Below are 23,809 nucleotides of genomic sequence, written 5' to 3'. Positions count from 1 at the left end.
ATATAAGGGATATGGTACAGCGTCGGAGTGTTTCCCGGCGCTTATTTTATGACACTTGTTTGGGAAAAACGGCATTTTGTGCATATGATATGATTCCTTAGCTGGTGCAGATCATTGCGGAATGCGGGCAGACTAGAGAGAACACTATTTGACATACGGAAAGGATAAGAGCAAACCATGCATGCAAGAGAAAACATTCGCAATATTGCGATTATTGCCCACGTTGACCACGGCAAAACGACTTTGGTTGACAAACTGCTTCAGCAATCCGGCACATTCCGCGAGAATGAAGCAGTCCAAGAGCGCGCGATGGATTCCAATGATCTGGAACGCGAGCGCGGAATTACCATTTTGGCCAAAAATACGGCCATTACGTACAAGGATTTTCTGATTAATATTGTGGACACACCGGGCCACGCCGATTTCGGCGGTGAAGTGGAACGGATTATGAAAATGGTTGACGGGGTGCTGCTCGTCGTTGACGCATATGAAGGCTGTATGCCGCAGACCAAATTCGTGCTGCGCAAAGCCTTGGAACAGAATCTCACTCCAATCGTTGTGGTCAACAAAATTGATCGTCCTGCGGCCCGCCCGGCTGAGGTTATTGATGAAGTGCTGGATCTGTTCATCGAGCTCGGCGCGAATGACGACCAACTGGAATTCCCGGTTGTTTATGCCTCCGCTCTGAACGGTACATCCAGCATGGACCCTACTCAGCAGGACAGCAACATGGAAGCATTGTACAATACGATTGTTGAGCATATTCCTGCCCCAACCGAGGATGTCAGTAAGCCACTGCAGTTCTTGGTGACTCTGATGGATTATAACGAATATTTGGGCAGAATTGCGGTAGGACGTGTAAACCGTGGAATTATCCGTCAAGGTCAGTCGGTCACGGTCATGACACGTGACGGCGGAACTAAAGCTGCTCGCATTGAGAAGCTCTTCGGTTTTCAGGGATTGAAGCGGATTGAGACGGAGGAAGCTGGCGCAGGCGACATTGTTGCGATTGCTGGTATTAAAGATATCAACATCGGCGAAACGATTGCTGACCCGAATCAGCCGGAAGCTTTGCCGGTTCTCAAAATTGATGAGCCTACGCTGCAAATGACATTCCTGGTAAACAACAGTCCGTTTGCCGGACGTGAAGGCAAGTGGGTAACTTCCCGCAAGCTGCGTGAACGTCTGCTTAAAGAGCTCGAAACGGATGTCAGCCTTCGAGTGGAGGATACGGACAGCCCTGATGCCTTTATCGTGTCGGGACGTGGGGAGCTCCATCTCGGAATTCTCATCGAAAACATGCGCCGTGAAGGGTATGAGCTTCAAGTTTCCAAGCCTGAGGTTATCGTGAAGGAAATTGACGGTCAGCGCATGGAACCGATCGAACGCCTGCTGATAGACGTTCCTGAAGAGAGCATGGGATCTGTCATGGAAAGCCTGGGCAGCCGTAAAGCGGAAATGGTCAACATGATCAATAACGGAACAGGCCAGGTCCGCCTGGAGTTCCTGATTCCTGCGCGCGGCTTGATCGGCTACAGCACGAACTTCCTGACCTTGACACGCGGCTACGGGGTGATGAACCACGCATTTGACAGCTACGGACCTGTGGTTGGCGGTCAGGTTGGCGGTCGCCATCAGGGCGTCTTGGTATCCACCGAAACCGGAAGCTCCACCTTCTACGGCATGCTGGGTGTGGAAGACCGCGGTACCCTGTTCCTTGAGCCGGGAACTGAAATCTATGAAGGCATGATCGTTGGGGAACATACCCGTGACAACGATATTGTTGTTAATATTTGTAAAGAAAAGCAGTTGACCAACGTTCGCTCCGCTACAAAGGACGATACGGTTAAGCTGAAGACACCTGTTATCTTCTCACTGGAACAGGCACTGGAATATTTGAATGATGATGAATACTGTGAAATTACGCCGAAATCGATTCGCCTGCGCAAGAAAATTTTGAACAAGAGCGAACGTGAACGTGCGGAGAAGCAGCGCAAAATGGCTCAGGCTAACTCGTAATCGTCGAACGCCAGACCATCTGGCAGTTAACGGTTATCTTAATGGCCTGAAGTTTAGGGCGGCGGGTCCTTCCGGGGGCTGCGCCGCCCTGCTGATTTTTGTGACGGAGAATGCAAGGCTTGTACTGATTTGTTGTTGACCCGCCGCGTCTCATGACATCCAGAACGTCAATTAAATATCAAGCGAAAAAGGTGTGGAACAATGAGCAATCCCGAAAACGGCTTGCCTCCGCGGAAATCTTCCGGGAAGAAGGCCGCTAAAACGCAAAAACCGAAAAAGAAAAAAAGCTTCTTGAAATCGTTCATGATGTTTATATTGTTTTTGTTGATTGTCGGTGCCGTTGCCGGAGGATTATACGCTTATTACATCAGCAACCAGGTTGAAGCTGTACTCGATACAGGGATTGACAAGGAAGTTCCGAAAACGGAGCTTGCCGAAGCTAAGCCGTTAACTATGCTGCTGCTGGGGACAGATTATCGTCCAGAGCACCAGACCTATTTATCGGACGTTGTAATGGTCGTTACATTGAATCCGAATACCAAATCGGCTACGATGGTTTCTTTACCGAGGGATACGAAGGTTGAGCTGGATGGCTACCGTTCCCGCAAGCTGAACGAGTACTATCCGATTTTCAAATCCAAAGAGAAAACAAGCGGCATTTCGGCTGAGGCTGAGATGAAGACGATGATCAGTAAATATATGAATATAAATATCGATTATGTTTCGGCAATTAACTTCCAGGGATTCCGCGATATTGTGGACGAGCTGGGAGGGGTGAACGTTACCGTCGATAAAAATATGTGCTACAGGGATAGCGCGGACGGTACCGATATTAACCTGACAGCAGGTGATAAGCATCTGAACGGGGATGAGGCACTGGATTTTGTGCGCTACCGCAAATCCAACTGCAGTCCCAAAACAGCGGCATCCGATGATTTTGACCGCAACAAAAGACAAAATCAGGTGCTGCACGCTTTGATTGACCAAATGCAATCGTTTGGCGGCATCGCCAAGCTTGGTAATGTAATCAAAGCGGTGGATAACAATTTGACAACAGACATTGAATCTCAGCAAATGAAAAATATGCTGACCACTTACTGGAACATCTCGAAGGATAACGTGAAATATCGTCCGGTAGGAGGAACCTGGCAGAGCCCTTATGTCTATATTAATGAAGACGAGCTGGAGGAGGCTAGACAAGCCCTTAAGGATGAGGAGGCAGGAACCTCGACTCCTTCCGGTACGGCATCAGCGGAGTTGGACGAAAATCCGTAATCTTGGTAGGTACTGTCTGCATATGATATAATTCAGTAGACTAATCAAGACTCTAGGGTGTTCAAGGAGGCAGATGTATGTCCCAATCCGTCAGACATGTAATCGAGTCGCTGTCGTATCAGTTCTCACGAATGGGGTTGGTTTCCATTCCGCAAAGCGCTGGAATATTGGATCAGTGTGCTGTAGAGCAACTGGACAGCCGAATTTTTGCTGCCATGAAAAAAGCCTAGTGAATAATCACTGGGCTTTTTGTTTTGTTTCTCCATTTTGGTTGTGATTGTGTCGGGAGGGAGCTGGTGCCTGGGGAGCTTGTTTACCTGTTGACATTTGCGGAATAATGCGGCCCATGATGTCTGCTAACTCATTGCCGAATCCTTGAACGGGATGTCCGTTACGGATATCGTGAGTCATCTCAGCAAGCCGATTGTTAATATCAGCATCGGCTGTTACGAAGGTCTTCAGGCCATGGGGATCTTTATCCAAAGCTTCAGCTACTGAATATTTAATGGTGCCGACTCGCGATCGGTCCAGCTTTCCGTCGACGTTGATGCCAACGATCGCTGTGTTTCCGAGAACGACACAATTGGCGTTCTTGACGCCCTGTACGCGTTGGGCCAAGTTAGCCAGATGATCCGCCTGTACAACCGCATTGGTCTGCGGAGCAGCCGCTTTTTGCTCTCCGCTCAGCTTCCGGACGGTTTTATCAGCGGTCTGCTGTGCGGTTGGTTGGCCGGTTGTAGTGTTCCTTCCGTTACGGTCACCGGATACACCGCATCCTGTGAGCAGGAGCATGGCAATGGCTGTTACAGCAATCCATTTGTTCATCTGAATCATCCTTTCTGGAGAGTATGCCTGCGTAAATATTGCAAAAAAACCTTTGCAGGTGCCTTAACTTTATTGTGTCCTGCATAGTTTGTATTATGTGGGGATTTAAAGAAATCCAGCAAAACGAAGTAAAGACCGCTTCCCGTTTCTGGCCACGGAGACGAAGAGAGATCGCAGATCGATGACGCCGTTTTGGAGGGGATTGGAATGAAAAAGATATTTGTTCTGGATACCAATGTGCTGCTGCATGATCCGAAATCGATATTTGCCTTCCAGGAGCATGAGGTCGTAATCCCGGCCGTAGTGTTGGAAGAAATCGATTCGAAAAAAAGAAATGCAGACGAGATTGGCCGCAATGCCCGCAATGTGTCGCGCTTGCTGGACGGTCTGCGTGAATACGGACATTTGCACAGCGGTGTTCCCCTTCCTCAAGGGGGGAGGCTTAAAGTTGAGCTGAACCATCGGAGTTTTCTCAAGCTGCAGGAGATGTTCGGGGAGATCACGAACGATAACCGGATTTTGGCGGTGGCATTAAATTATCATTTGGAAGAACAGGAAAAAGAGCATCCGGCGGCTGTCGTCCTGGTCAGCAAGGATGTCCTTGTACGGGTCAAGGCGGATGTCCTTGGCCTGCTGACAGAGGATTTCTTATCTGATCGTACGGCGGAGCCGGATGAATTGTATCATGGCTGTTCCACGGTGAAGGTGCATCCGTCTGTGATCGATGAGTTTTATTCCTTCCGCTATTTAGCTGTGAAGCCTCTTCATCTACCCTACGAGCTGTACCCGAACGAGTTTGTAATCCTGAAGGATGAGATGGGGACCGGCAAATCAGCACTTCTGAAGGTAAATAAAGAAGGCAGCAGAATGGAGCCGCTCTATATGAGCAACGATGCTGTATGGGGGATTAGTGCACGCAACGCCCAGCAAAGAATGGCGCTTGAACTGCTGCTGAATGATGATATACCACTCGTAACGATTACCGGCAAAGCCGGGACGGGGAAAACCCTTTTGGCGCTGGCTGCAGGATTAATGAAGGTTGAAGATGAACGGAAATACAAAAAACTGCTGATTGCGCGGCCCGTGGTGCCCATGGGCAAGGATATCGGCTATCTTCCAGGTGAGAAGGAAGAGAAGCTGCGGCCGTGGATGCAGCCGATTTACGACAACCTTGAGTATCTATTCGATGTGAAAAAAGCCGGAGATATTGAGAAGATTTTAATGGGGCTCGGAAGCATACAGGTTGAGGCGCTGACTTACATCCGCGGACGGTCTATTCCCGGCCAGTTTATCATTATCGATGAGGCGCAAAACCTGTCCCGCCATGAAGTGAAGACCATCGTCTCACGGGTGGGAGAAGGCAGCAAAATTATATTGATGGGCGATCCGGAGCAGATCGATCATCCATATCTGGACGCTGCAAGCAACGGGCTAAGTTATGTGGTTGAGAGGTTCAAGCAGGAGGGCATCAGCGGCCATATCACACTCGAAAAAGGAGAGCGTTCGATGCTGGCACAGCAAGCGGCGGATTTACTATAGCACAACCAGATACATTATGTATCATTTCCCGAGAAATGATAGGGAAAGGGGAAAATGTCCCGGATAAAAAAGGGGAATTCCAGGTCAATAGACCTAATGGAATTCCCTTTTTCTCGGTATAATGAGGGCTACAGGTTCAGTTCCAGCTCCACTTTGAGCTGCTGCGGCAGTGTTTCAACGGATGTAGCCTTCACGTACGGCAGCAGCATTTGCGGGTAAAAACCAAGATCAAACTGTTCCTCCAGATTTCTACGGGTCGTATCGGGCAGCTCCAGCCCATTAAATACAAGCCTGTCCACGTGAAAAATAATTGCATTTTTAGGATGATTCTCCAATGTATAATGCCCCTTAATCAATAAATCCATCGTTCCGCTTTTCCCCTGCACGGTAATGCCGCCCTGCCCAAAGGTGAATCCGAACTGCTCGAACAACTCATCTCTGGATTGCAGGAAACGGTTAAATTCCTCTTCTTGAATCGTAACGGTATACGTTTTTCCATTGGTGATAATAGCTCCTTGCTGTCCTTGAATGAATTGAGGCAGTCCTTCCATAGCTCTGGCAAGTGCTTTGAAGTGACGTTTGACCTCGTACAAGCCGATATTTTCCCAATACGATGTCATTTCCTCAATCAGCCGTTTGATCGCCTCGGGATCGCTGCTTCCGTTGACCTGCTTGTCCACCTGTTCTTGAAGCGCCGTAACGCGCGATCGCTGAGCGAGCAGTCTGTTTTTCGTATCCTGCAGCTCCAGGGCTGTCGCAGCGGTCTTCAGTTCAAGTTTTTGTATGGAGGCGTACCGTTCCTGATAAGCGCTTAAAACTTCCTTGTCTCTACTTATAATGATCTGATAATAATCCATAAGACTTAGGGCTTGCCTGAGGTTCCTAGCTCCCAGCAATAGGCTGAGCAGTTGGTCTCTTTCGCCCATGTAATAAGAACGCACGATGGCTCCCGCCCGCTCCTGGTGCAAATGAATTTGCTCCTGCTGCATGCTGAGCTGTTTACGCAGCTCCTGTTGCTTATGCTGTGCCTCTTCCTGCTGCAAGCCAATCCGTTCAATCTCCTGGTCAATTTCAACGATAGAAAGACTGTCCTCCAGTATTCTCCTAGTTTGTTCATCGATGGTTGCTGCTTTTGCAGGAAGGCTGATCCATGAGAAAAGGCACAGCAGGGTCACGGCCAATTGTATGCTTATATGCTGTCTTCTCAATATGAAAAACTCCTTTTGCATCTTCGTTATTCCCTGTACAAGCTGAACTGCGCGTTGATTATGTATATGCGACCGTCTATGTTTCTAGCCTTCCTCCATTGTAAAACAGGAGCGGAAGACTTAAAACTTAAAACTCTGGAAATGAGGTATGAGCCCCCGGAATTTAGGGAATACATTTTAGTATCAATAGATTCTATGAACTCTACGAGAGGCATAGGAATGAAATGAGCAGCTTTTATACCTTATTCACTACCGGCTTTCCGGTTCATGAAGACGGTAATTCAGGATGTTGTTAGGAGGGCTTTGGCATGACAGCAGTAAGACAGGATGCATGGAGCGCGGAGGATGACCTCATCTTGGCGGAAGTCACGCTCCGCCACATCCGTGAAGGGGGGACACAGCTTGCAGCTTTTGAAGAAGTAGGACAAAAAATTTCAAGGACCGCTGCGGCATGCGGTTTCCGGTGGAATAGCTGTGTCCGTAAAAGATATGAAGAAGCGATTAGTATCGCAAAAGCCCAACGGCAAAAACGGAGTTATATCCGAAAGCAAAATCCTGCAAGCATGTCGCAGATTACGGCATTTGCGGGAATTGATGAAGAGGAAAGCGTGTATCAGGAAGATTCGGTGAGCGAAGACTCCTTATCCATCGATGCGGTGATACGTTTTCTGCGCCAGTGGAAAGGCACGATGCAGGAGACACGCCGTCAGATGAAAATGCTCGAAAAAGAGCTGCGTGAGAAAGAAGAAGAGCTGAATGAACTCCGGATTGAAAATGAGCGGTTGTCTAAGCAAGTGAATGAAGTGCAGACAGATTACCGGGTCGTCAACGATGATTACAAGGCGCTGATTCAGATTATGGATCGGGCACGACGCTTGGCTTTCTTGAATGAAGAGGACGAAGAACTGAAATCCAGATTTAAAATGGACGCCAACGGAAATCTGGAACGCATTGAATAAACACCTATGGAGCAAGTAGACACGAGAGCTTTTTTTTCAAAAAGCCGTCAGACTGCTGCTGCAGCAGATTGACGGTTTTTGGTCTTTTGAATATGTTATATAGTAGTGGAAAAGATAATGGGGGATATCCATGCGGATTGATATCATCGGGGCGGGTGCGCTCGGACTGCTCTATGCCGGTAAACTGGCTGCCGCGGGTGCGGAAATCCGTATGTGGGTACGAAAGCCCGAGACTGCGGACATGCTCAGGCGGGAGGGCATTGCTGTAGCAGAGCAGGGCGGTGAAATCCTGAATATTAAATATCCGGATTTTGAAGTTCATCTGATGGAGAGCTGGCCGCTAGCCTTGCCCGGGGAGACGGGTGACTGGGTACTTCTGATGACCAAACAGGACGGAATCCGAGAAGCGGCGGAATGCATGGCAAAAGGATTGGTGAAAAACTTACATATTGTGTGCATGCAGAATGGGATTGGACACATCGAAGCTGTCGGCCAGCTTCTCCCCGATGCCTGGGTTTATCCTGCCGTAACCACTGAAGGGGCCAGGCGTCAAAGCGGCGAGTCGGTTGTCATGCATGCGGGAAAGGGAGTTACCGAGCTGGGAAGTGCATACCACTATGGCTCGGCACAACCATTTGCGCCGGACGGCAGGGAGAAGCGGCTTGCGGACAAGCTGACAGAGGCCGGACTGGAGACCCGGATCTCCAGAGATATCGACAGAAGCATCTACCGCAAGCTCTTGGTTAATGCCGTCATCAATCCGCTGACCGCGATATGGCGTATTCCGAACGGAGAGCTTCTCTCCAGCCGGGAGCGTATGGATATGCTGAGACAGGTGTATGATGAAAGCATCCGGATCTTTGATGCCTGTGGCATAGCCTGGGAAGCTGAATGGTGGGAAGAGCTATTGCAGATATGCAGGAGTACGGCGGCCAACCGTTCTTCTATGCTTGCTGATGTGCTCGCGGGAAGAAGGACCGAGATCGAAGCTATTAACGGACAGTTCATCAGGCTTGCTGAGGGAGCAGGAATGGAGGCACCGCTTCACAGGATGATTCGAAACATCATCACCGGAATGCAATAATACAGGGGGGAAACGGATGAGCGCGGTTCATAATACTCTTGTTTTTTTAAGCGTACTGCCTTTTTTCCCATTCCTGATTGTCTATGGAGTGGGCTTATGGATTACCAAGAACAAAAAAAGATCGCTGCTGGCAGCCATTGATGTTACGACCCTCTTTCTTATTGTTGCGGTGGCGGCGCTATTTAATATTGTTTTTGGCACCCAATTTGGTATTTATCTTATTTCTTTGCTGCTACTGATTACATTGGGGTTGATTGGCGGAGCACAGAATAGGCTGAAAGGCGGAGTTAACTGGAGAAGATTGATCCGGGCTGTGTGGAGAATTACATTTATTGGAACCGGATTCGCTTATTTATTGTTTACTTTTATAGGTATTTTTGGTTACATAATCAATTACATGTCATGAAAACTAACACAAAAACATGAAAAAAGCATGAAAACGATGATTTTTTTTAAAAAAATGCTCGAATTAAAAGAATGTTATGTAGATTTTTTTGACCGCTGGTTGTATAATCTATAAACATATATACCACATCAAATTTAGGGGGAAAGACTAGATGAAAAGGAAGAGCTCCTTGATCCTTTTGACTCTTGTGCTGGCGCTCGGCTCGCTGCTCGCAGCCTGCTCGAATAACAACAATGCACAGAGCCCAGGAGGAACTACTACGAATGAACCGGCTGCAGCCGTAGATCAGGTGTTGAACATCAACTTGGCTGCAGAGCCACCGACATTTGATCCGGCGCAAGCGCAAGACAGCCAGACTAACACTGTGCTGAAGACTTTGTATGAAGGTCTCGTAAGAATGGGCGAAGATGGCAAAGAACAGCCAGGCGTAGCAGAATCATGGGATGTTAGTGAAGATGGAAAAACGTATACATTCCACCTTCGCGATACAGCGAAATGGAGCAATGGCGACCCTGTAACTGCAAATGACTTTGTGTTTGCATGGCAGCGCGTGCTTGACCCTTCCACAGCACCTGCTCCTCCATATGCTTACCAATTGTACTACATTAAGAATGCCGAAGCTTACAACCTGACTGGTACTGAAGGCTACAAAGGTGCTAAAGTTACTGATTTTGCAGATGTAGGCGTTAAAGCGGTTGATGACCACACACTGGAAGTGACGCTTGAAAATGCAACTCCTTACTTCCTGGGTCTGACTTCGTTCTACACATATTACCCTGTTCACAGCTCTGTTAAAGGCAACGATAAGTGGGCTGTTAACAAAGATTCTATGATCGTAAATGGACCGTACACTTTGACGGACTGGACCAAAGGACAACAGATTGAAGTAAGCAAAAACGAAAATTACTGGGATAAAGACAACATCAAGCTGAGCAAAATCCATATGTCGCTCGTGAACAGCGGCGCAACTGAGCTTGCTTCTTACCAAAGCGGACAGTTGGATTATGCAGGTCTGCCAAACGGCGAGATCCCAACAGACCAAATCCCGGCTGTAAAACAACAACTGCCAGATGAATTTAAGGTTAAAGGTATCGCAAGCACGTATTACTACATGTTCAACGTAACGGAGAAACCGTTCGACAACGTCAAGATTCGTAAGGCGTTTGCAATGGCGATCAACCGTCAGTTGATTGTTGACAACGTAACACTTGGCGGACAGCTTCCTGCTTTTGGATTCGTACCGCCAGGCATCAAAGGTGAAAATGAAGAGTTCCGTAACGAACATGAAGATAAATTCTTTACAGAAGATTTGACCGAAGCTAAGAAGCTGCTTCAAGAAGGTATGGCTGAAGAAGGATATACCACACTTCCGCCAATCACATTGCTGTACAACTCCAGTGAAGCGCATCAGAAGATCGCTCTTGCTGTAGCGGATATGTGGAAACAAAATCTTGGTGTTGACGTGCAAACGCAAAGCCAGGAGTGGGGCGTATTCCTTGAAAACCGTAATCAGTTGAACTACCAAGTGGCTCGTGCTGGCTGGTCTGCCGACTACAATGATCCAATGACATTTATGGATATGTGGACAACAGGCAATGGCAATAACGATGCCGGTTATGCTAACCCTGAATACGATGCTCTGATCAAACAGGCGAGAACATCTGCCGATCCTAAAGTGCGCAATGAAGCATTTGCTAAAGCGGAGAAACTTCTCGTTCAGGATGATATGGTAATCGCACCAATCTACTACTACTCGAACGTTTCCTTGACGAAACAAAACGTAAAAGGCATTGCACTTGATTTCAGTGGTGCGATTGACTTTACAAGAGCGTACAAGACCGAATAATCACAGTTTTTGTACCGAAGTTTTATAGTTGCCTCGGGATATATATGTGGACATTCCATATATATCCCGATTTTTTTGTGTGCTTCGGATGGTTACAGTTTCTTCTGACTATGAAAATAACTGGAATGGACAAGCCGATTCTAATTCCGATAAAATGTAAGTATATGTCGAAAAAATTATGGGGGGTGTAGACGGGTAATGGCGCGTTATTTGATCAATAAGTTTGTATTTATGCTTATTTCATTATTCATTTTGATCTCTGCGACCTTTTTCCTCATGAAAGCAATTCCTGGTAACCCCTTCCTGAGTGAAAAAGCGACATCGCCAGAGATTCAAGCCCGTTTGATGGCACAGTATGGATTGGATAAACCTCTTTTTACACAGTACACCATTTATCTGGGAGATGTTGTGACAGGTGATTTGGGTATCTCCATGAAAAAGCTGAACCAAAGCGTTAGCGATATTATCGGTCAAACGTTTATGGTGTCTTTGAAGCTTGGGCTTGTAGCCATTGTTGTGTCGATTATTGTGGGAATTTTGCTGGGGATGATCGCGGCGGTTTACCATAGGAAGATGATCGACAATGTAGCAATGATCCTTGCCGTCCTGGGTATAGCCGTGCCGAGCTTTGTGCTAGCCTCGCTGATCCAGTATTTCTTCGGACTGAAGCTGGGTTGGTTTAACGTTATGGGCTTTAACGGGCCGATGGATTATGTTCTGCCTGTTGCGGCGCTTTCAGCTCAACCGATTGCTTTTATCGCCAGACTGACACGCTCAAGCATGCTTGAAGTGCTCCATGCTGACTATATCAAAACAGCGAAGGCCAAAGGCCTTAACTCTTTTGCCATCATGTTCAGACACGTTATCCGCAATGCAATTCTTCCTGTCGTTACTTATGTTGGGCCTATGACAGCGAACATCGTTACAGGCTCTATCGTAATCGAACGTATTTTTGGTATCGGGGGTATCGGTAAAGTACTGGTTGAAAGCATCACTACGCGTGACTACACGATGATTATGGGTGTTACTATTTTTTATGGCATATTACTGATGTTGGCTCGTTTTATTACGGATGTCGCTTACGTATTTATCGATCCCCGTATTAAACTGACCGGCAGAAAGGAGGGCTAATCGTTGTCAGTAAAAGAAAGCGAACTGAATCTTCAGCTTAAGCCTGAAGATTTCCGGAAAGTTGGTTTGGACCAGAAACAATCCGAGACTATTCAGCGTGAAAGTTTATCAGCCTGGCGTGATTCCTGGGAGCGGCTTCGTCAGAACAAGCTGGCTATGACAAGCCTGTTCATACTGATTCTGATCGTTCTTACTTCCATCATCGGCCCTCATTTGCTGCCGTACGATTACTATACCAATAACCTGTTGAACACGAATAAGCCGCCTTCAGCAGAACATTGGTTTGGTACGGATGATCTTGGTCGTGATGTATGGGTACGTACCTGGATGGGGGCGCGTATTTCCCTCACTATCGGTCTTGCTGCGGCGTTGATCGACCTTCTGATCGGTATGATTTATGGCGGAATTATGGGGTATTTCGGCGGCCGTGTTGATGAGGTTATGAATAAGTTCTCCGAAATACTGTATTCCATTCCTTATCTGTTGGTTACTATTCTGTTGCTCGTTGTCATGGAACCAAGCATCGTTACCATTATAGTTGCGCTCTGTGTGACTGGCTGGATTAACATGGCATGGATTGTGCGTGGGGAAATGATGCAGTTGAAGAATCGTGAATTCGTGCTTGCTTCCCGTTCCATGGGTGCAAGCTCAGGACGTTTGATTTTCCGCCACCTGCTGCCAAATGCGGTCGGCCCTATTATCGTTACTCTGACGCTCTCTGTGCCGAATGCCATCTTTGCCGAGGCGTTTCTGAGCTTCCTCGGTCTTGGAGTGCAGGCTCCGCAGGCATCCTTGGGTTCCATGATTGAATCCGCTCTGACTGGTTGGAACCTGTATCCTTGGCGCATGCTGTTCCCGGCAGGCCTGATTGCTCTGATCATGCTAGCGTTCAACCTGTTTGGCGACGGTCTGCGTGATGCGCTTGATCCGAAGCTGAAGAAATAGGAGGTGATTTCATCGTGAGCAACTTAATAGAAGTAGAAGGACTAAAAAAATATTTTAATGTAGGCAATAACCGTGTTCTCAAAGCGGTGGATAACCTGAACTTTAGCATTCGTGAAGGCGAGACACTCGGCATGGTAGGTGAATCCGGATGTGGTAAATCTACAGCTGGCCGTACTATTTTGCGTCTTTACGAACCTACAGCCGGCAGCGTGAAATTTAACGGAACGGATATTTACAAGCTGTCTCCCGGCAAGATGAAAGCGATGCGGCGTGATATGCAGATGATTTTCCAGGATCCTTATGCATCTCTGAACCCGCGCTTTACGGTCTCGGACATCATTGGCGAAGCGCTGGATATCCATGGAATGGCCGGCAGTCGTGCCGAACGCAAAAAGCGGATTGAAGAGCTGCTGGATCTGGTAGGCTTGAATCCGGACCATGCAACACGTTATCCGCATGAATTTTCCGGAGGACAGCGCCAGCGGATCGGAATCGCACGTGCTCTGGCTGTGAATCCTAAATTCATCATCTGTGATGAGCCGATTTCAGCACTTGACGTATCCATCCAAGCCCAGGTGGTTAACCTCCTGAAAGAGTTGCAGGAGCGTCTCGGGCTGACATACTTGTTCATCGCGCATGACCTCTCCATGGTTAAGCATATCAGTGATCGCGTAGCGGTAATGTACATGGGGAGAATGGTTGAACTGGCAGAGAGTGAGGAGCTCTACGCTAATCCGATCCACCCTTATACACAAATGCTGTTGTCCGCTATTCCAATTCCTGACCCGGAAATTGAGGCGAACAAGAAACGGATCATTATGCCGAATGAACAGGCAGGACCGATTCAATCCAATAACGGAGATGGCAATAAGAAGAGCGCCTTTAATTTGGAAAACGCAGAGCTGGTTGAGGTTTCCAAAGGCCATTTTGTCGCGATGCCTTATGCTTAAAGCAAAATAATGAGCAGCTATGATACCGTCGGATAGGTTCGACGGTATCTTTTTCGTTTTTAGGGTGTTTTGCACTGATTTCTTTGACGAAGTGAGGGCGGATTGGGTACAATCATAGAAGGTTTTAAGCACAGATAGGAGGCTTGCTCATGAATATTATTCCTGAGACCCTTCGCGCCGGGTCGGCTTTGGCGGAAGATTATGTACAGGGTACCGACAGGGTGCTTGAACTGTATGGATACCATTTCCGGCAAACCGAAGATTATAAAACCCGTGTGGAGCGTCTTGATGAAATGGAGGCACAGCGGATTGACCGCCAGGCGGTCGTTCACTGTCTTCGTATATACAATCAACAGCATAACGGGCATGCGGAGGTGATGGAATCTCTTGACCGTCTGTCCCGGTCGGATGCGCTGGTTATCGTAGGTGGGCAGCAGAGCGGGTTGTTTACCGGTCAGTTGCTTGTTATCTATAAAGCGGCAACCATCATCAAGGCCGCGCATGAAGCGGAACAGCGACTGGGACGGCCGGTTGTGCCGGTATTTTGGGTTGCAGGCGAGGATCATGACTGGGATGAGGTGAATCATACCTATATCATGAATGGTGAACCGGAAGCTGTGAAGATCAAACTCCGGGTTCAGCCTGAGCGCCGTAATTCTGTCAGCTATATACCCTTGAGCCCTGCTCATAAAGAAGAGGCTCTGCTGGAGCTTGAACGGCTTCTGCCTGATGCAGAATATAAAGCTGACGTTTTGCAGCAGGTACGAACGGCATTTATGGATTCACAGTATTTAAGTGATGCGTTTGCCAAAATGCTCGGCCAGTTTTTCGGCAGATACGGCCTCGTCTTGCTGGACTCTGCAGATCCGGAGCTGCGTAAGCTGGAATTGCCTGTATTCCGCCGGATGATTGAGAGTAATGATGAGCTTGAAGCCGCCTATCAGATGGCGGCGCGGCAAATTGAGGACGCGGGATATGGGATTCAAGCCGAGGTGGCTGAAGGGGGCGCTAATCTTTTCTACATAAACAAAGGCGAGCGTCTGCTACTCTTTAAACAGAACGGAGTATACGGGGATCGCCGGGGGCAAGTCCGCTTTACCAAGGAAGAACTGCTGGAGGAGCTGGAGCGGCATCCTGAGCGGTTCAGCAACAACGTCCTCACCCGTCCGCTGATGCAGGATTCCTTGCTGCCCGTATTGGCCACCGTATTAGGGCATGGTGAAATCTCATATTGGGCCATTACCCGCAAGGCTTTTGAAGTTTTGGGACTTGAGATGCCTATTCTTCAGCCGAGAATGTCATTTACGCTGATAGAGCCGAATGTGCATAAGCATATGGAGGGTTACGGCCTCACCTTTCAGCATATACTGGATGGACTGGAGCCGCTAAAAGACAAATGGTTGAGCGCACAGGATTCACTCCATATGGAAGAGGAATTTGCCGCACTGAGGCAAGAGCTTTTCCAACTGTATGAACCTGTAATTGAGCGTGCCGGTCGGATTGAAAAAGGGCTGATCCCGCTTGGGGAAAAGAACCGCGACAAGATTGCAGAGCAGCTTGATTTCATGGAGGCAAGAGTTCGTGCTGCGTTGGTACGCAAACATGAAACCGCACTGCGCCAGTGGGATCTGATGGGTATTTCTTTGCTTCCTTTAGGACGTCCGCAGGAAAGAGTGTACAGCATTTATCAATACACATCCCGTTATGGAGAAGGACTTGTGCATGGAATTATGAATCTTTCGTTGGATTGGGAACATATACATCGGACTATATACCTATAAAGCGGAATCTGGAAATCTGTAAGCCAGGAACATTGGCATAAGTGGTAAGCCAATAATATAATGAAGAGCAGGGATACGAAGAATGGGAGGATACAAGGATGAACTCTGAAGTGTTGCAAAGAAGTATAATCAAGGATATTAGTCTTGCTAAGGAAGGCCACTTGAAAATCGATTGGGTTGAAGCACATATGCCGGTGTTGAACCGGATTCGTGCACAATTTGAAGAAGAACGCCCATTTGCTGGACTTAAAGTAACTATCTGTCTGCATCTGGAAGCGAAAACGGCTTATCTGGCCAAAGTTGTGCAGGCAGGGGGCGCGGAGGTAACGATTGCTGGCAGCAACCCGTTGTCAACACAGGATGATGTCTGTGCGGCTCTTGTTGAAGACGGAATAACCGTGTTTGCCAGATATAATCCTGATGCGGAAGAATTCAAGGCGATGCAAATCAAGTCACTTGAAGCGAAGCCGGATCTGATTATCGATGACGGTGGCGATTTGATTACTCTGCTGCACTCGGAGCGTCCGGATCTGGGTACTTCGGTCCGCGGTGGCGCGGAAGAGACGACAACAGGCATTATCCGGCTTAAGGCGCTTGAAAAAGAAGGAAAGCTGAAATTTCCGATGGTTGCAGTGAACGATGCCTACTGCAAATACTTGTTCGACAATCGTTATGGCACGGGTCAATCGGTTTTCGACGGTATTCTTCGTACAACGAATCTTGTCATTGCCGGCAAGACGGTTGTTGTCGTGGGATACGGCTGGTGTGGCAAAGGGGTAGCGATGCGAGCCAAAGGACTTGGCGCCAATGTGGTCGTCACCGAGGTGGACGCCATCAAAGCGGTGGAGGCTCATATGGACGGATTCCACGTTATGTCGATGGTTGAAGCGGCGAAACTGGGTGACTTCTTCGTTACTGTTACAGGCAACAAAGAAGTTATCAACGGAGAGCACTTCGATGTCATGAAGGACGGAGCCGTGGTCTGCAATGCGGGGCACTTCGAAGTGGAGATCAGCAAACCGGCGCTGGCAGAACGTTCCGATTCGGTTCGGACGGTCCGCCGCAATATCGAGGAATACCGCTTCAAGGACGGTCGCAAAATATACCTGCTCGCTGAAGGCCGTCTGGTGAATCTTGCTGCCGCCGACGGACATCCTGCTGAAATTATGGATATGACTTTTGCATTGCAGGCGATGGGATTGCGGTATGTGAACGAACGTTATAATGAGCTTGCTAAATCTGTGGTGAATGTTCCGTATGAAATCGACGAGCAGGTAGCTCGCTTCAAGCTGGAAAGCTTGGGCATTACAATCGATGCTTTGACTGAAGAGCAAGCTAAGTATTTGGACAGCTGGAATGAATAATTCTGACGGCTTAATATAACGGTCAGTCAAGCGGAGGTCCCCGGCCAAATGGCTTTGGGGGCCTTTTTGTTGTGTATATCTAAAATTTTAATTATTGAAACGCATTCAAAAAGAGGGCTTTGATTTTTTTAGGCGAATCTATTATGCTTAGGTGGTGGAAAGTGGGTCAAAGTGGGAGATTGGGGCAAGGAGTTGAGGGCGGAACATGTTCATGGGTGAGTTTCAGCATAGCATGGACGATAAAGGAAGGCTTACGATCCCTTCCAAATTCCGCGAATCTCTGGGTGCCTCATTCGTTGTTACCCGCGGACTCGACCAGTGTCTCTTTGTTTATCCGATGGAAGAGTGGGCCTTGATGGAGCAGAAGCTGAAGGCATTGCCCATGATGAAAGCGGACGCCCGTGCCTTTTCCCGGTTTTTTTTCTCGGGGGCGACCGAATGCGAATTGGATAAACAGGGCAGGGTAAATTTGCCGGCTAATCTGCGTGATTACGCCAAGTTGGATAAAGACTGCGTGGTGCTTGGAGTCTCCAGCAGAGTGGAGATTTGGTGCAAGGACACTTGGGAACAATACTTTAACCAATCCGAAGAAGCATTTAATGACATTGCCGAAAAACTGGTTGATTTTAATTTTGATTTGTAAGGTCTGGAGGGCTGAGCTTGTTTCACCATATCACCGTACTCAAAGAAGAAGCTACAGACGCACTTAACATCAGGCAGGACGGGGTGTATGTGGACTGCACGCTTGGCGGCGCTGGTCACAGCTCTGTCATCGCATCGCGGCTGGGATCGAAGGGAAGGCTTATCGCCTTTGATCAGGACGATTGGGCGCTGAATAACGCGAAGGACAAGCTGTCTGAACATGGCGGCAAAGTTACATTGGTGAGATCCAACTTCCGCAACCTGGAGGCAAGGCTGTCAGAACTGGACATACCCATGAACAATGGTGTGCCGCAGGTTGACGGCATCTTGTTTGACCTCGGCGTATCTTCTCCCCAATTCGATGAAGGGGAAAGGGGGTTCAGCTATAACCACGATGCCCCGCTCGATATGCGTATGGACCAGGAAGGTCCTTTGACGGCCAAAGATATTGTTAATGAATGGCCCGAAGAGGAGATTGCGCGCATCCTGTATCAATACGGCGAGGAGAAGTTTTCCCGCAGGATAGCCAGAACCATGATAGAACGCCGGAAGGTTAAACCCATTCAAACGACGGGCGAGCTGGTTGAAATCATCAAGGAGGGTATCCCGGCAGCAGCTCGCAGAACAGGCGGTCATCCCGCCAAACGAAGCTTCCAAGCCCTGCGCATCGCGGTCAACGACGAGCTTAAGGCACTGGAAAGCGCATTGCATCAAGCAGTACGTTGTCTCGCACCAGGTGGCCGGGTATCGGTGATTACCTTTCATTCGCTGGAGGACCGGATCTGTAAGCAAATTTTTGCGTCCTATCTGGAGAAATGCACATGTCCGCCGGATTTTCCGATGTGTGTGTGCGGAGGGAAGGGCGTGCTTAAACTGGTAAACCGCAAGCCGGTAACAGCAGGGGAAGAGGAACTGGCTCTTAATCCGCGCTCTCGTTCAGCCAAGCTGCGTGCTGCAGAGAAATTATAAAACTTGAATTGAGAAGGAGAGATGATATGGCTTATACACGCGGTAATCTGGCAGTACAGGAAAAGGCCCAGCAGAGATCCCCGCAGAGGCGCTATCGTGAAACCACCAAGGTTGTAACACGCCGTAAAGAGCTCCCTATCCGGGAAAAGCTCCTCTATTTGATGACGGTTATTGGCGTTATTGCAGTTATGGTGTTGCTCGCTGGCCGTTATGCCCAGATTTATCAGCTAAATGCCTCCATTCACAATAAGGAAATTGCGATTTCCGAACTGAAGACATCCATCGGGGAACTGAAGGTGCAGAAGGAACGGTTGGAAAATCAGATTGTATCTACAGCCAAAGAACAGGGCTACATAGAACCAACCAAGGAACCGATTCGTATCTTTACCGGAACGGCTGCTGACGGAACAGGAAACTGATCGCCGTAATATGTAATACCGAGCCTTGTGGTTGGGAGAGGTTTGAACTATGGTCAAAAAAATTAAATTGCGCACTCTGCTCATAGGGGGATGTATAACCCTCTTTTTTCTTATTTTGCTGTTCAAGGTTTTCTGGATTCAGGTTGTAAGAGGTGCCGAATTGCAAGAACAAGTCACCGGTTTAATACAGAAGAGTCAGGTGCTTCCTGCCGCGCGGGGGACCATATTGGACCGAAATGGCAACGTGCTTGCCGAAGATGCCCCGGCTTATACAGTTGTTGTGAACCCCAAGATTATCCAGGAGTACAAGCTGGAGGATGTGGTTGTAAGCCGTCTCCATGAGCTGCTTGGCAAATCAGAGGCGGATCTGCGGCTAGATACGCAAAGCAAACAGGATTCGGGAGAAAACGCTGGGAAATATCGGGCATACCGTGAGATTCGTCCCGAAGGCTGGAAGATTGAGCCTGAGCTTGCTGATAAAATCGAGGCCTTTGACGAAGAGCTGAAGGAAAAATACCAGGTGACCGACGCCGTATTTACGATTAAGGAAACCAAACGTTTTTACCCGGAGAACACAATGGCAGCCCATGTGCTTGGTTATGTGAGCAAGGAAGGGAAAGCCGTGCAGGGGCTTGAAGCTTATTACGACAGCCAACTGAAGGGTGAGGACGGGCAGTTGTTGTATCAACGGGACCGTAAGGGTGTGAGCCTGCCGAACGGCGAGCAAAGTTATAAGCCTGCTAAAAATGGTAAAAATATCAAGCTGACGATTGATGATACCATCCAGTATTATATCGAAGAGGCTATGAAAAAGGCTTACCTGCAGTATAACCCGGTCAGTATGACCGTTATTGCCGCCGACCCGAAGACGATGGACATCCTCGGCATGGCAAGCATGCCGAATTTTAACCCGAATACGTACAATGAAGAAACCGATAAAAAAAGCTTTATCAACAATGCCATCCAATCGATTTATGAACCCGGTTCTACGTTCAAGATCGTAACGTTGGCGGGTGCCGTTGAAGAGGGGCTTTTTAATCCAAACGCAGAATTTGACTCAGAGCCTGTACGTATCGGCGGATTTACGATCAAGGACAACGGACATGCCTATGGTACGATTTCATATCTGGAAGGTGTGAAGCGGTCGAGTAACATAGCCTTTGTCAACCTGGGCTATCGTATGCTTGGCGGCGAGAAGCTTCGCTATTATATCGATAAGTTCGGGTTCGGGACTAAGACAGGGATCGATCTGCCGGCAGAGGTCCCTTCGCCGATCAGAGAGCTGACATACGCTTCGGAAATTGCTACAGCCGCCTACGGTCATGGTCTGGTTCAGGTTACACCCATTCAGCAGATTGCCGCCATATCTGCAATAGCCAACGGAGGCAAGCTAATGGAGCCTCATTTGGTAAAAGAAATCATCGATACGGATACAGGGGAAACACAGGTCATCAGTCCTAAAGAAGTCCGCCAGGTGATTTCCGCCAAATCCGCCCAGGAGGTTGGAGGTTACTTGGAGCAGGTTGTTGCTGACCAGGAAATCGGAACAGGACGTTATGCATACATCGATGGTTACCGGGTAGCGGGGAAGACAGGTACTGCTAGAAAGGTTATCAACGGAGAATATGCGAATGACAAAGACATCGTATCCTTTATCGGTTATGCTCCGGTTAATGACCCGAAAATTGCCTTGCTGGTTGTTATTGATGAACCGAGAGTAGCTAATGCCGGCGGTGGTTCTGTAGCGGGACCCGTGTTCAAGGACATCGTTTCTCAATCTCTGCGGTACATGGGAGTGCCCAAGTCGGGAGATGCGGCGGACAACAGCAAAAAAAACGCCTTTGCGTCCAAAATGACCACCGCCCCGAATTTAATCGGCAAAAGCAAGAAGGATGCGCAAAATGCACTGCTTGAACGCGGAACAGCTTATGTTACCCTTGGAAAAGGCTCCAAGATTGTGAGCACGTATCCAGCGGCTAATTCACCCATGATGTCTGGTCAGCGCATGTACCTGATCACTGAGGACTCCGCGACGATGAACATCCCGGACTTAAGAGGGTTGTCGCTGCGTGACAGTATGGAACTGCTTACCCTGCTGAAGGTTGGCATACAGATCGAAGGCGAAGGATACGTCTACAGTCAGAAGATACAGAAGCAGGGTGACAAACGCGTCGCGTATCTGCAGCTCCAGCCTGCGAAAGAGACGGTTACGGGCGTTGTCCCTGAGTCCGATGATGAGGCTGCAGAAGATGCTGCCTCATCAGGTGATCAGAAAGGCGGCTCGGAGCAGGAGGAAACAACGGAGGAAGGATCGTCCCAGAACGGGGAAAAGGTCAGGGAACCGGCCCCTCCCGAAGAAGCTCCGACCAACTGACAGCTTGTTCTAACCTCTGGCATATCTGAATAGTCATGAATGAAAGACATGCATGACTTACATCGGATACGCAGGGAGGGAGCAAGTTGAAGCTTACCAACGTAACGCTTCGCAAAAGACTGCTGTGGACCATTGCCGGGCTGTTCGTGCTTTTCGCCGCACTTATGGTCAGGCTGGCTTATGTGCAGCTTGGACTAGGAGCGGAGCTTTCCGCCAAGGCGGAGGAATCCTGGCGGCGTAACATTACGTTTGCTGCCAAAAGAGGTGAAATTCTTGACAGGCAGGGAGTCGCTCTGACCTACAATGTGACGACACCGACCGTACTGGCAATCCCTGTCCAGATTAAAGATCCTGAGAAAACGGCGCAAAAGCTGGCCTCCGTATTGGGAATGAGCGAAGAGAGCATCTATAAGCTGATCACCAAAAGAACATCAAGTCAAATAATCAAGCCCGGCGGCCGAAAAATTACGATGGAGAAAGCGCAGCAAATTCGTGATTTGGAGCTTCCGGGTATCGTTGTTACTGAAGATAACCGCCGCTATTATCCCTTCGGCGACCTGGCCGCCCATATTCTGGGCTTTACAGGGATAGACAATCAGGGGCTGACAGGTGTAGAACAGAGACATAACGATCGATTAAGAGGGATGAACGGCAGCATCGCTTACTTGTCGGATGCCGGAGGAAGGCTGATGCCAGGATCAGCAGAGAAGTACATTCAGCCGAAGGACGGGCTCAATCTGCAGCTAACCATCGATAAATCGGTGCAATCCATCATGGAGAGGGAGCTGGATCAGGCGATGGCAAAATTTCAGGCCCATTCTGCCCTCGCTATTGCCATGAACCCAAAAACCGGCGAAATTCTGGCTATGGCGAGCAGGCCTGCCTACGAACCGGCGTTGTATCAGCAGTATGCGTCCGAAATATATAACCGCAATCTGCCAATCTGGATGACCTATGAGCCGGGCTCCACGTTTAAAATCATTACACTGGCGGCCGCTCTGGAAGAAAAGAAGGTGGATCTGAAGAACGAGCGCTTTTTCGATCCCGGACATGTTGAGGTGGGAGGAGCGAGGCTGCGCTGCTGGAAGAAAGGCGGGCACGGAAGCCAGACATTCCTTGAAGTCGTGGAAAACTCCTGCAACCCCGGATTCGTGGCGCTTGGTCAGCGCCTTGGCAAAGAAAAGCTGTTTGATTATATCCGCAATTTCGGATTCGGAAGCAAGACGGGAATTGATTTAAGCGGAGAGGAAAACGGCATTCTCTTCAAGCCCTCTCAGGTAGGTCCGGTCGAGTTGGCGACCACCGCCTTCGGGCAAGGGGTATCCGTGACTCCCATTCAGCAGGTTGCGGCGGTCTCCGCGGCGATCAATGGTGGATATTTATACAAGCCTTATGTGGCCAAGGCCTGGGTTCAGCCGGAAACGGGGAAGGTGCTCGAGACGGAAGAGCCGCAGCTTGTGCGCAGGGTCATTTCGGACGAAACGTCACGGCAGGTCCGCGAGGCGTTGGAAAGCGTCGTTGCCAAAGGAACTGGGCGTCCCGCTTTTATTGAAGGGTACCGTGTCGGGGGCAAGACAGGAACGGCGCAAAAGGTCGTCAACGGCCGTTATTCTTCAACGGAGCACATTGTTTCATTTATAGGGTTCGCGCCTGCAGATGATCCGCAGATCGTCGTCTATACGGCTGTCGACAATCCGAAGGGCATCCAATTCGGCGGCGTGGTAGCCGCGCCTATAGTGCAGAATATTTTGCGGGATGCCCTGATCGCCATGAAGGTGCCGCCACGCGAGAATCAGGTGCCGAAGGAATACAAATACGGAGAAACGCCGATAGAGACCGTCCCCAATTTGGTCGGCGCTTCCGTGCAGGATTTATATGAAGAGTTGAATATGAATTTCACGCTGATCAAATCGGGCTCGGGCAGCACTGTGATCAGTCAGGCCCCCAAACCTGGAGCACGGCTGGAACGCGGGTCGGCCATCAGAATCTATATGGGTAATGTTCCCAAGGAAGAAGCACCGGAATCGGGCTCCTGAATACGGTTTCGGAACCGGGCTGAAGGTTCATAATGTT

20 protein-coding genes are annotated in these 23,809 nt (G+C 48.9%); 18 read left to right on the top strand and 2 right to left on the bottom strand.

Annotated elements, in window-relative coordinates; genetic code table 11:
* The first annotated feature begins 177 nt into the window (after positions 1 to 177).
* The 3 genes from typA to OIN60_RS09245 all read left to right on the top strand — a co-directional run bounded on the left by typA (position 178) and on the right by OIN60_RS09245 (position 3,524).
* Entirely contained in the window at positions 178 to 2,019 is a 1,842-nt protein-coding gene (gene typA / locus OIN60_RS09255; RefSeq protein WP_305754561.1) for a translational GTPase TypA, read from the top strand.
* A gap of 201 nt (positions 2,020 to 2,220) precedes the next feature.
* Positions 2,221 to 3,294 carry an LCP family protein gene (locus tag OIN60_RS09250; protein ID WP_305754560.1) on the top strand — a complete coding sequence of 358 codons (1,074 nt, stop codon included), beginning with the start codon at positions 2,221 to 2,223 and terminating at the stop codon, positions 3,292 to 3,294.
* Positions 3,295 to 3,371: 77 nt separating this feature from the next.
* Positions 3,372 to 3,524: a hypothetical protein gene (locus OIN60_RS09245; protein ID WP_305754559.1), complete on the top strand. Its 153-nt coding sequence runs from the start codon at positions 3,372 to 3,374 to the stop codon at positions 3,522 to 3,524.
* A 7-nt stretch (positions 3,525 to 3,531) separates the two neighbouring features.
* On the opposite strand, the gene OIN60_RS09240 is transcribed toward OIN60_RS09245, so the two are convergent.
* Positions 3,532 to 4,119 carry a YhcN/YlaJ family sporulation lipoprotein gene (locus tag OIN60_RS09240; protein ID WP_305754558.1) on the bottom strand — a complete coding sequence of 196 codons (588 nt, stop codon included), beginning with the start codon at positions 4,117 to 4,119 and terminating at the stop codon, positions 3,532 to 3,534.
* 207 nt (positions 4,120 to 4,326) lie between these two features.
* Here OIN60_RS09240 and OIN60_RS09235 point away from each other — a divergent pair, with 207 nt between their 5' ends.
* Positions 4,327 to 5,658 carry a PhoH family protein gene (locus OIN60_RS09235; RefSeq protein WP_305754557.1) on the top strand — a complete coding sequence of 444 codons (1,332 nt, stop codon included), beginning with the start codon at positions 4,327 to 4,329 and terminating at the stop codon, positions 5,656 to 5,658.
* A 128-nt stretch (positions 5,659 to 5,786) separates the two neighbouring features.
* On the opposite strand, the gene OIN60_RS09230 is transcribed toward OIN60_RS09235, so the two are convergent.
* Entirely contained in the window at positions 5,787 to 6,869 is a 1,083-nt protein-coding gene (locus OIN60_RS09230; protein ID WP_370872454.1) for a coiled-coil domain-containing protein, read from the bottom strand.
* 305 nt (positions 6,870 to 7,174) lie between these two features.
* Here OIN60_RS09230 and OIN60_RS09225 point away from each other — a divergent pair, with 305 nt between their 5' ends.
* From OIN60_RS09225 to OIN60_RS09160, 14 genes are all read left to right on the top strand, one after another.
* Positions 7,175 to 7,825, top strand: coding sequence for an RsfA family transcriptional regulator (locus OIN60_RS09225; RefSeq protein WP_305754555.1), 651 nt, complete (start codon positions 7,175 to 7,177; stop codon positions 7,823 to 7,825).
* Positions 7,826 to 7,955: 130 nt separating this feature from the next.
* Positions 7,956 to 8,909 (top strand): ketopantoate reductase family protein, encoded by a 954-nt coding sequence (locus tag OIN60_RS09220; protein ID WP_305754554.1) that lies wholly within the window; start codon positions 7,956 to 7,958, stop codon positions 8,907 to 8,909.
* 16 nt (positions 8,910 to 8,925) lie between these two features.
* Positions 8,926 to 9,315 carry a DUF3397 domain-containing protein gene (locus tag OIN60_RS09215; protein WP_305754553.1) on the top strand — a complete coding sequence of 130 codons (390 nt, stop codon included), beginning with the start codon at positions 8,926 to 8,928 and terminating at the stop codon, positions 9,313 to 9,315.
* A 151-nt stretch (positions 9,316 to 9,466) separates the two neighbouring features.
* Positions 9,467 to 11,161, top strand: a complete 1,695-nt coding sequence (locus tag OIN60_RS09210; RefSeq protein ID WP_305754552.1) for a peptide ABC transporter substrate-binding protein — start codon at positions 9,467 to 9,469, stop codon at positions 11,159 to 11,161.
* Positions 11,162 to 11,359: 198 nt separating this feature from the next.
* Entirely contained in the window at positions 11,360 to 12,292 is a 933-nt protein-coding gene (locus tag OIN60_RS09205; protein ID WP_305754551.1) for an ABC transporter permease, read from the top strand.
* A 3-nt stretch (positions 12,293 to 12,295) separates the two neighbouring features.
* Complete coding sequence (locus OIN60_RS09200; RefSeq protein ID WP_305754550.1) at positions 12,296 to 13,237, top strand: ABC transporter permease; 942 nt, start codon at positions 12,296 to 12,298, stop codon at positions 13,235 to 13,237.
* Positions 13,238 to 13,248: 11 nt separating this feature from the next.
* The gene (locus tag OIN60_RS09195; protein WP_305754656.1) at positions 13,249 to 14,187 is read left to right on the top strand and encodes an ABC transporter ATP-binding protein; all 939 of its coding nucleotides are present in this window, start codon (positions 13,249 to 13,251) and stop codon (positions 14,185 to 14,187) included.
* A gap of 149 nt (positions 14,188 to 14,336) precedes the next feature.
* A complete protein-coding gene (bshC, locus tag OIN60_RS09190; protein WP_305754549.1) occupies positions 14,337 to 15,968 on the top strand; it encodes a bacillithiol biosynthesis cysteine-adding enzyme BshC in 1,632 nt (543 codons plus the stop codon).
* A 98-nt stretch (positions 15,969 to 16,066) separates the two neighbouring features.
* Positions 16,067 to 17,332: an adenosylhomocysteinase gene (locus tag OIN60_RS09185; RefSeq protein ID WP_305754548.1), complete on the top strand. Its 1,266-nt coding sequence runs from the start codon at positions 16,067 to 16,069 to the stop codon at positions 17,330 to 17,332.
* 205 nt (positions 17,333 to 17,537) lie between these two features.
* Positions 17,538 to 17,975 carry a division/cell wall cluster transcriptional repressor MraZ gene (mraZ, locus tag OIN60_RS09180; protein WP_305754547.1) on the top strand — a complete coding sequence of 146 codons (438 nt, stop codon included), beginning with the start codon at positions 17,538 to 17,540 and terminating at the stop codon, positions 17,973 to 17,975.
* Positions 17,976 to 17,992: 17 nt separating this feature from the next.
* Positions 17,993 to 18,943: a 16S rRNA (cytosine(1402)-N(4))-methyltransferase RsmH gene (rsmH, locus tag OIN60_RS09175; RefSeq protein WP_305754546.1), complete on the top strand. Its 951-nt coding sequence runs from the start codon at positions 17,993 to 17,995 to the stop codon at positions 18,941 to 18,943.
* Between the two features lie 26 nt (positions 18,944 to 18,969).
* The gene (locus OIN60_RS09170; protein WP_305754545.1) at positions 18,970 to 19,362 is read left to right on the top strand and encodes a hypothetical protein; all 393 of its coding nucleotides are present in this window, start codon (positions 18,970 to 18,972) and stop codon (positions 19,360 to 19,362) included.
* A 49-nt stretch (positions 19,363 to 19,411) separates the two neighbouring features.
* Positions 19,412 to 21,736 carry a penicillin-binding transpeptidase domain-containing protein gene (locus OIN60_RS09165; RefSeq protein ID WP_305754544.1) on the top strand — a complete coding sequence of 775 codons (2,325 nt, stop codon included), beginning with the start codon at positions 19,412 to 19,414 and terminating at the stop codon, positions 21,734 to 21,736.
* A gap of 86 nt (positions 21,737 to 21,822) precedes the next feature.
* Entirely contained in the window at positions 21,823 to 23,772 is a 1,950-nt protein-coding gene (locus OIN60_RS09160) for a stage V sporulation protein D (protein WP_305754543.1), read from the top strand.
* Positions 23,773 to 23,809 lie beyond the last annotated feature (37 nt).

Source organism: Paenibacillus zeirhizosphaerae (genome assembly GCF_030705605.1).
In the GTDB taxonomy this organism is placed as follows: Bacteria; Bacillota; Bacilli; order Paenibacillales; family Paenibacillaceae; genus Paenibacillus; species Paenibacillus zeirhizosphaerae.
The sequence above is the reverse complement of the archived record's forward strand: the minus strand, read 5'-3'. Positions and strand labels throughout refer to the sequence as shown.

Bases quoted from the DNA above. Each gene is read 5' to 3' on its own strand.
- OIN60_RS09170 (WP_305754545.1), top strand. From the start codon at position 18,970: ATGGCTTATACACGCGGTAATCTGGCAGTACAGGAAAAGGCCCAGCAG.
- OIN60_RS09185 (WP_305754548.1), top strand. From the start codon at position 16,067: ATGAACTCTGAAGTGTTGCAAAGAAGTATAATCAAGGATATTAGTCTT.
- bshC (WP_305754549.1), top strand. From the start codon at position 14,337: ATGAATATTATTCCTGAGACCCTTCGCGCCGGGTCGGCTTTGGCGGAA.
- mraZ (WP_305754547.1), top strand. From the start codon at position 17,538: ATGTTCATGGGTGAGTTTCAGCATAGCATGGACGATAAAGGAAGGCTT.
- OIN60_RS09250 (WP_305754560.1), top strand. From the start codon at position 2,221: ATGAGCAATCCCGAAAACGGCTTGCCTCCGCGGAAATCTTCCGGGAAG.
- OIN60_RS09215 (WP_305754553.1), top strand. From the start codon at position 8,926: ATGAGCGCGGTTCATAATACTCTTGTTTTTTTAAGCGTACTGCCTTTT.
- OIN60_RS09225 (WP_305754555.1), top strand. From the start codon at position 7,175: ATGACAGCAGTAAGACAGGATGCATGGAGCGCGGAGGATGACCTCATC.
- OIN60_RS09245 (WP_305754559.1), top strand. From the start codon at position 3,372: ATGTCCCAATCCGTCAGACATGTAATCGAGTCGCTGTCGTATCAGTTC.
- typA (WP_305754561.1), top strand. From the start codon at position 178: ATGCATGCAAGAGAAAACATTCGCAATATTGCGATTATTGCCCACGTT.
- OIN60_RS09210 (WP_305754552.1), top strand. From the start codon at position 9,467: ATGAAAAGGAAGAGCTCCTTGATCCTTTTGACTCTTGTGCTGGCGCTC.
- OIN60_RS09235 (WP_305754557.1), top strand. From the start codon at position 4,327: ATGAAAAAGATATTTGTTCTGGATACCAATGTGCTGCTGCATGATCCG.
- OIN60_RS09205 (WP_305754551.1), top strand. From the start codon at position 11,360: ATGGCGCGTTATTTGATCAATAAGTTTGTATTTATGCTTATTTCATTA.
- OIN60_RS09220 (WP_305754554.1), top strand. From the start codon at position 7,956: ATGCGGATTGATATCATCGGGGCGGGTGCGCTCGGACTGCTCTATGCC.
- OIN60_RS09240 (WP_305754558.1), bottom strand. From the start codon at position 4,119: ATGAACAAATGGATTGCTGTAACAGCCATTGCCATGCTCCTGCTCACA.
- OIN60_RS09165 (WP_305754544.1), top strand. From the start codon at position 19,412: ATGGTCAAAAAAATTAAATTGCGCACTCTGCTCATAGGGGGATGTATA.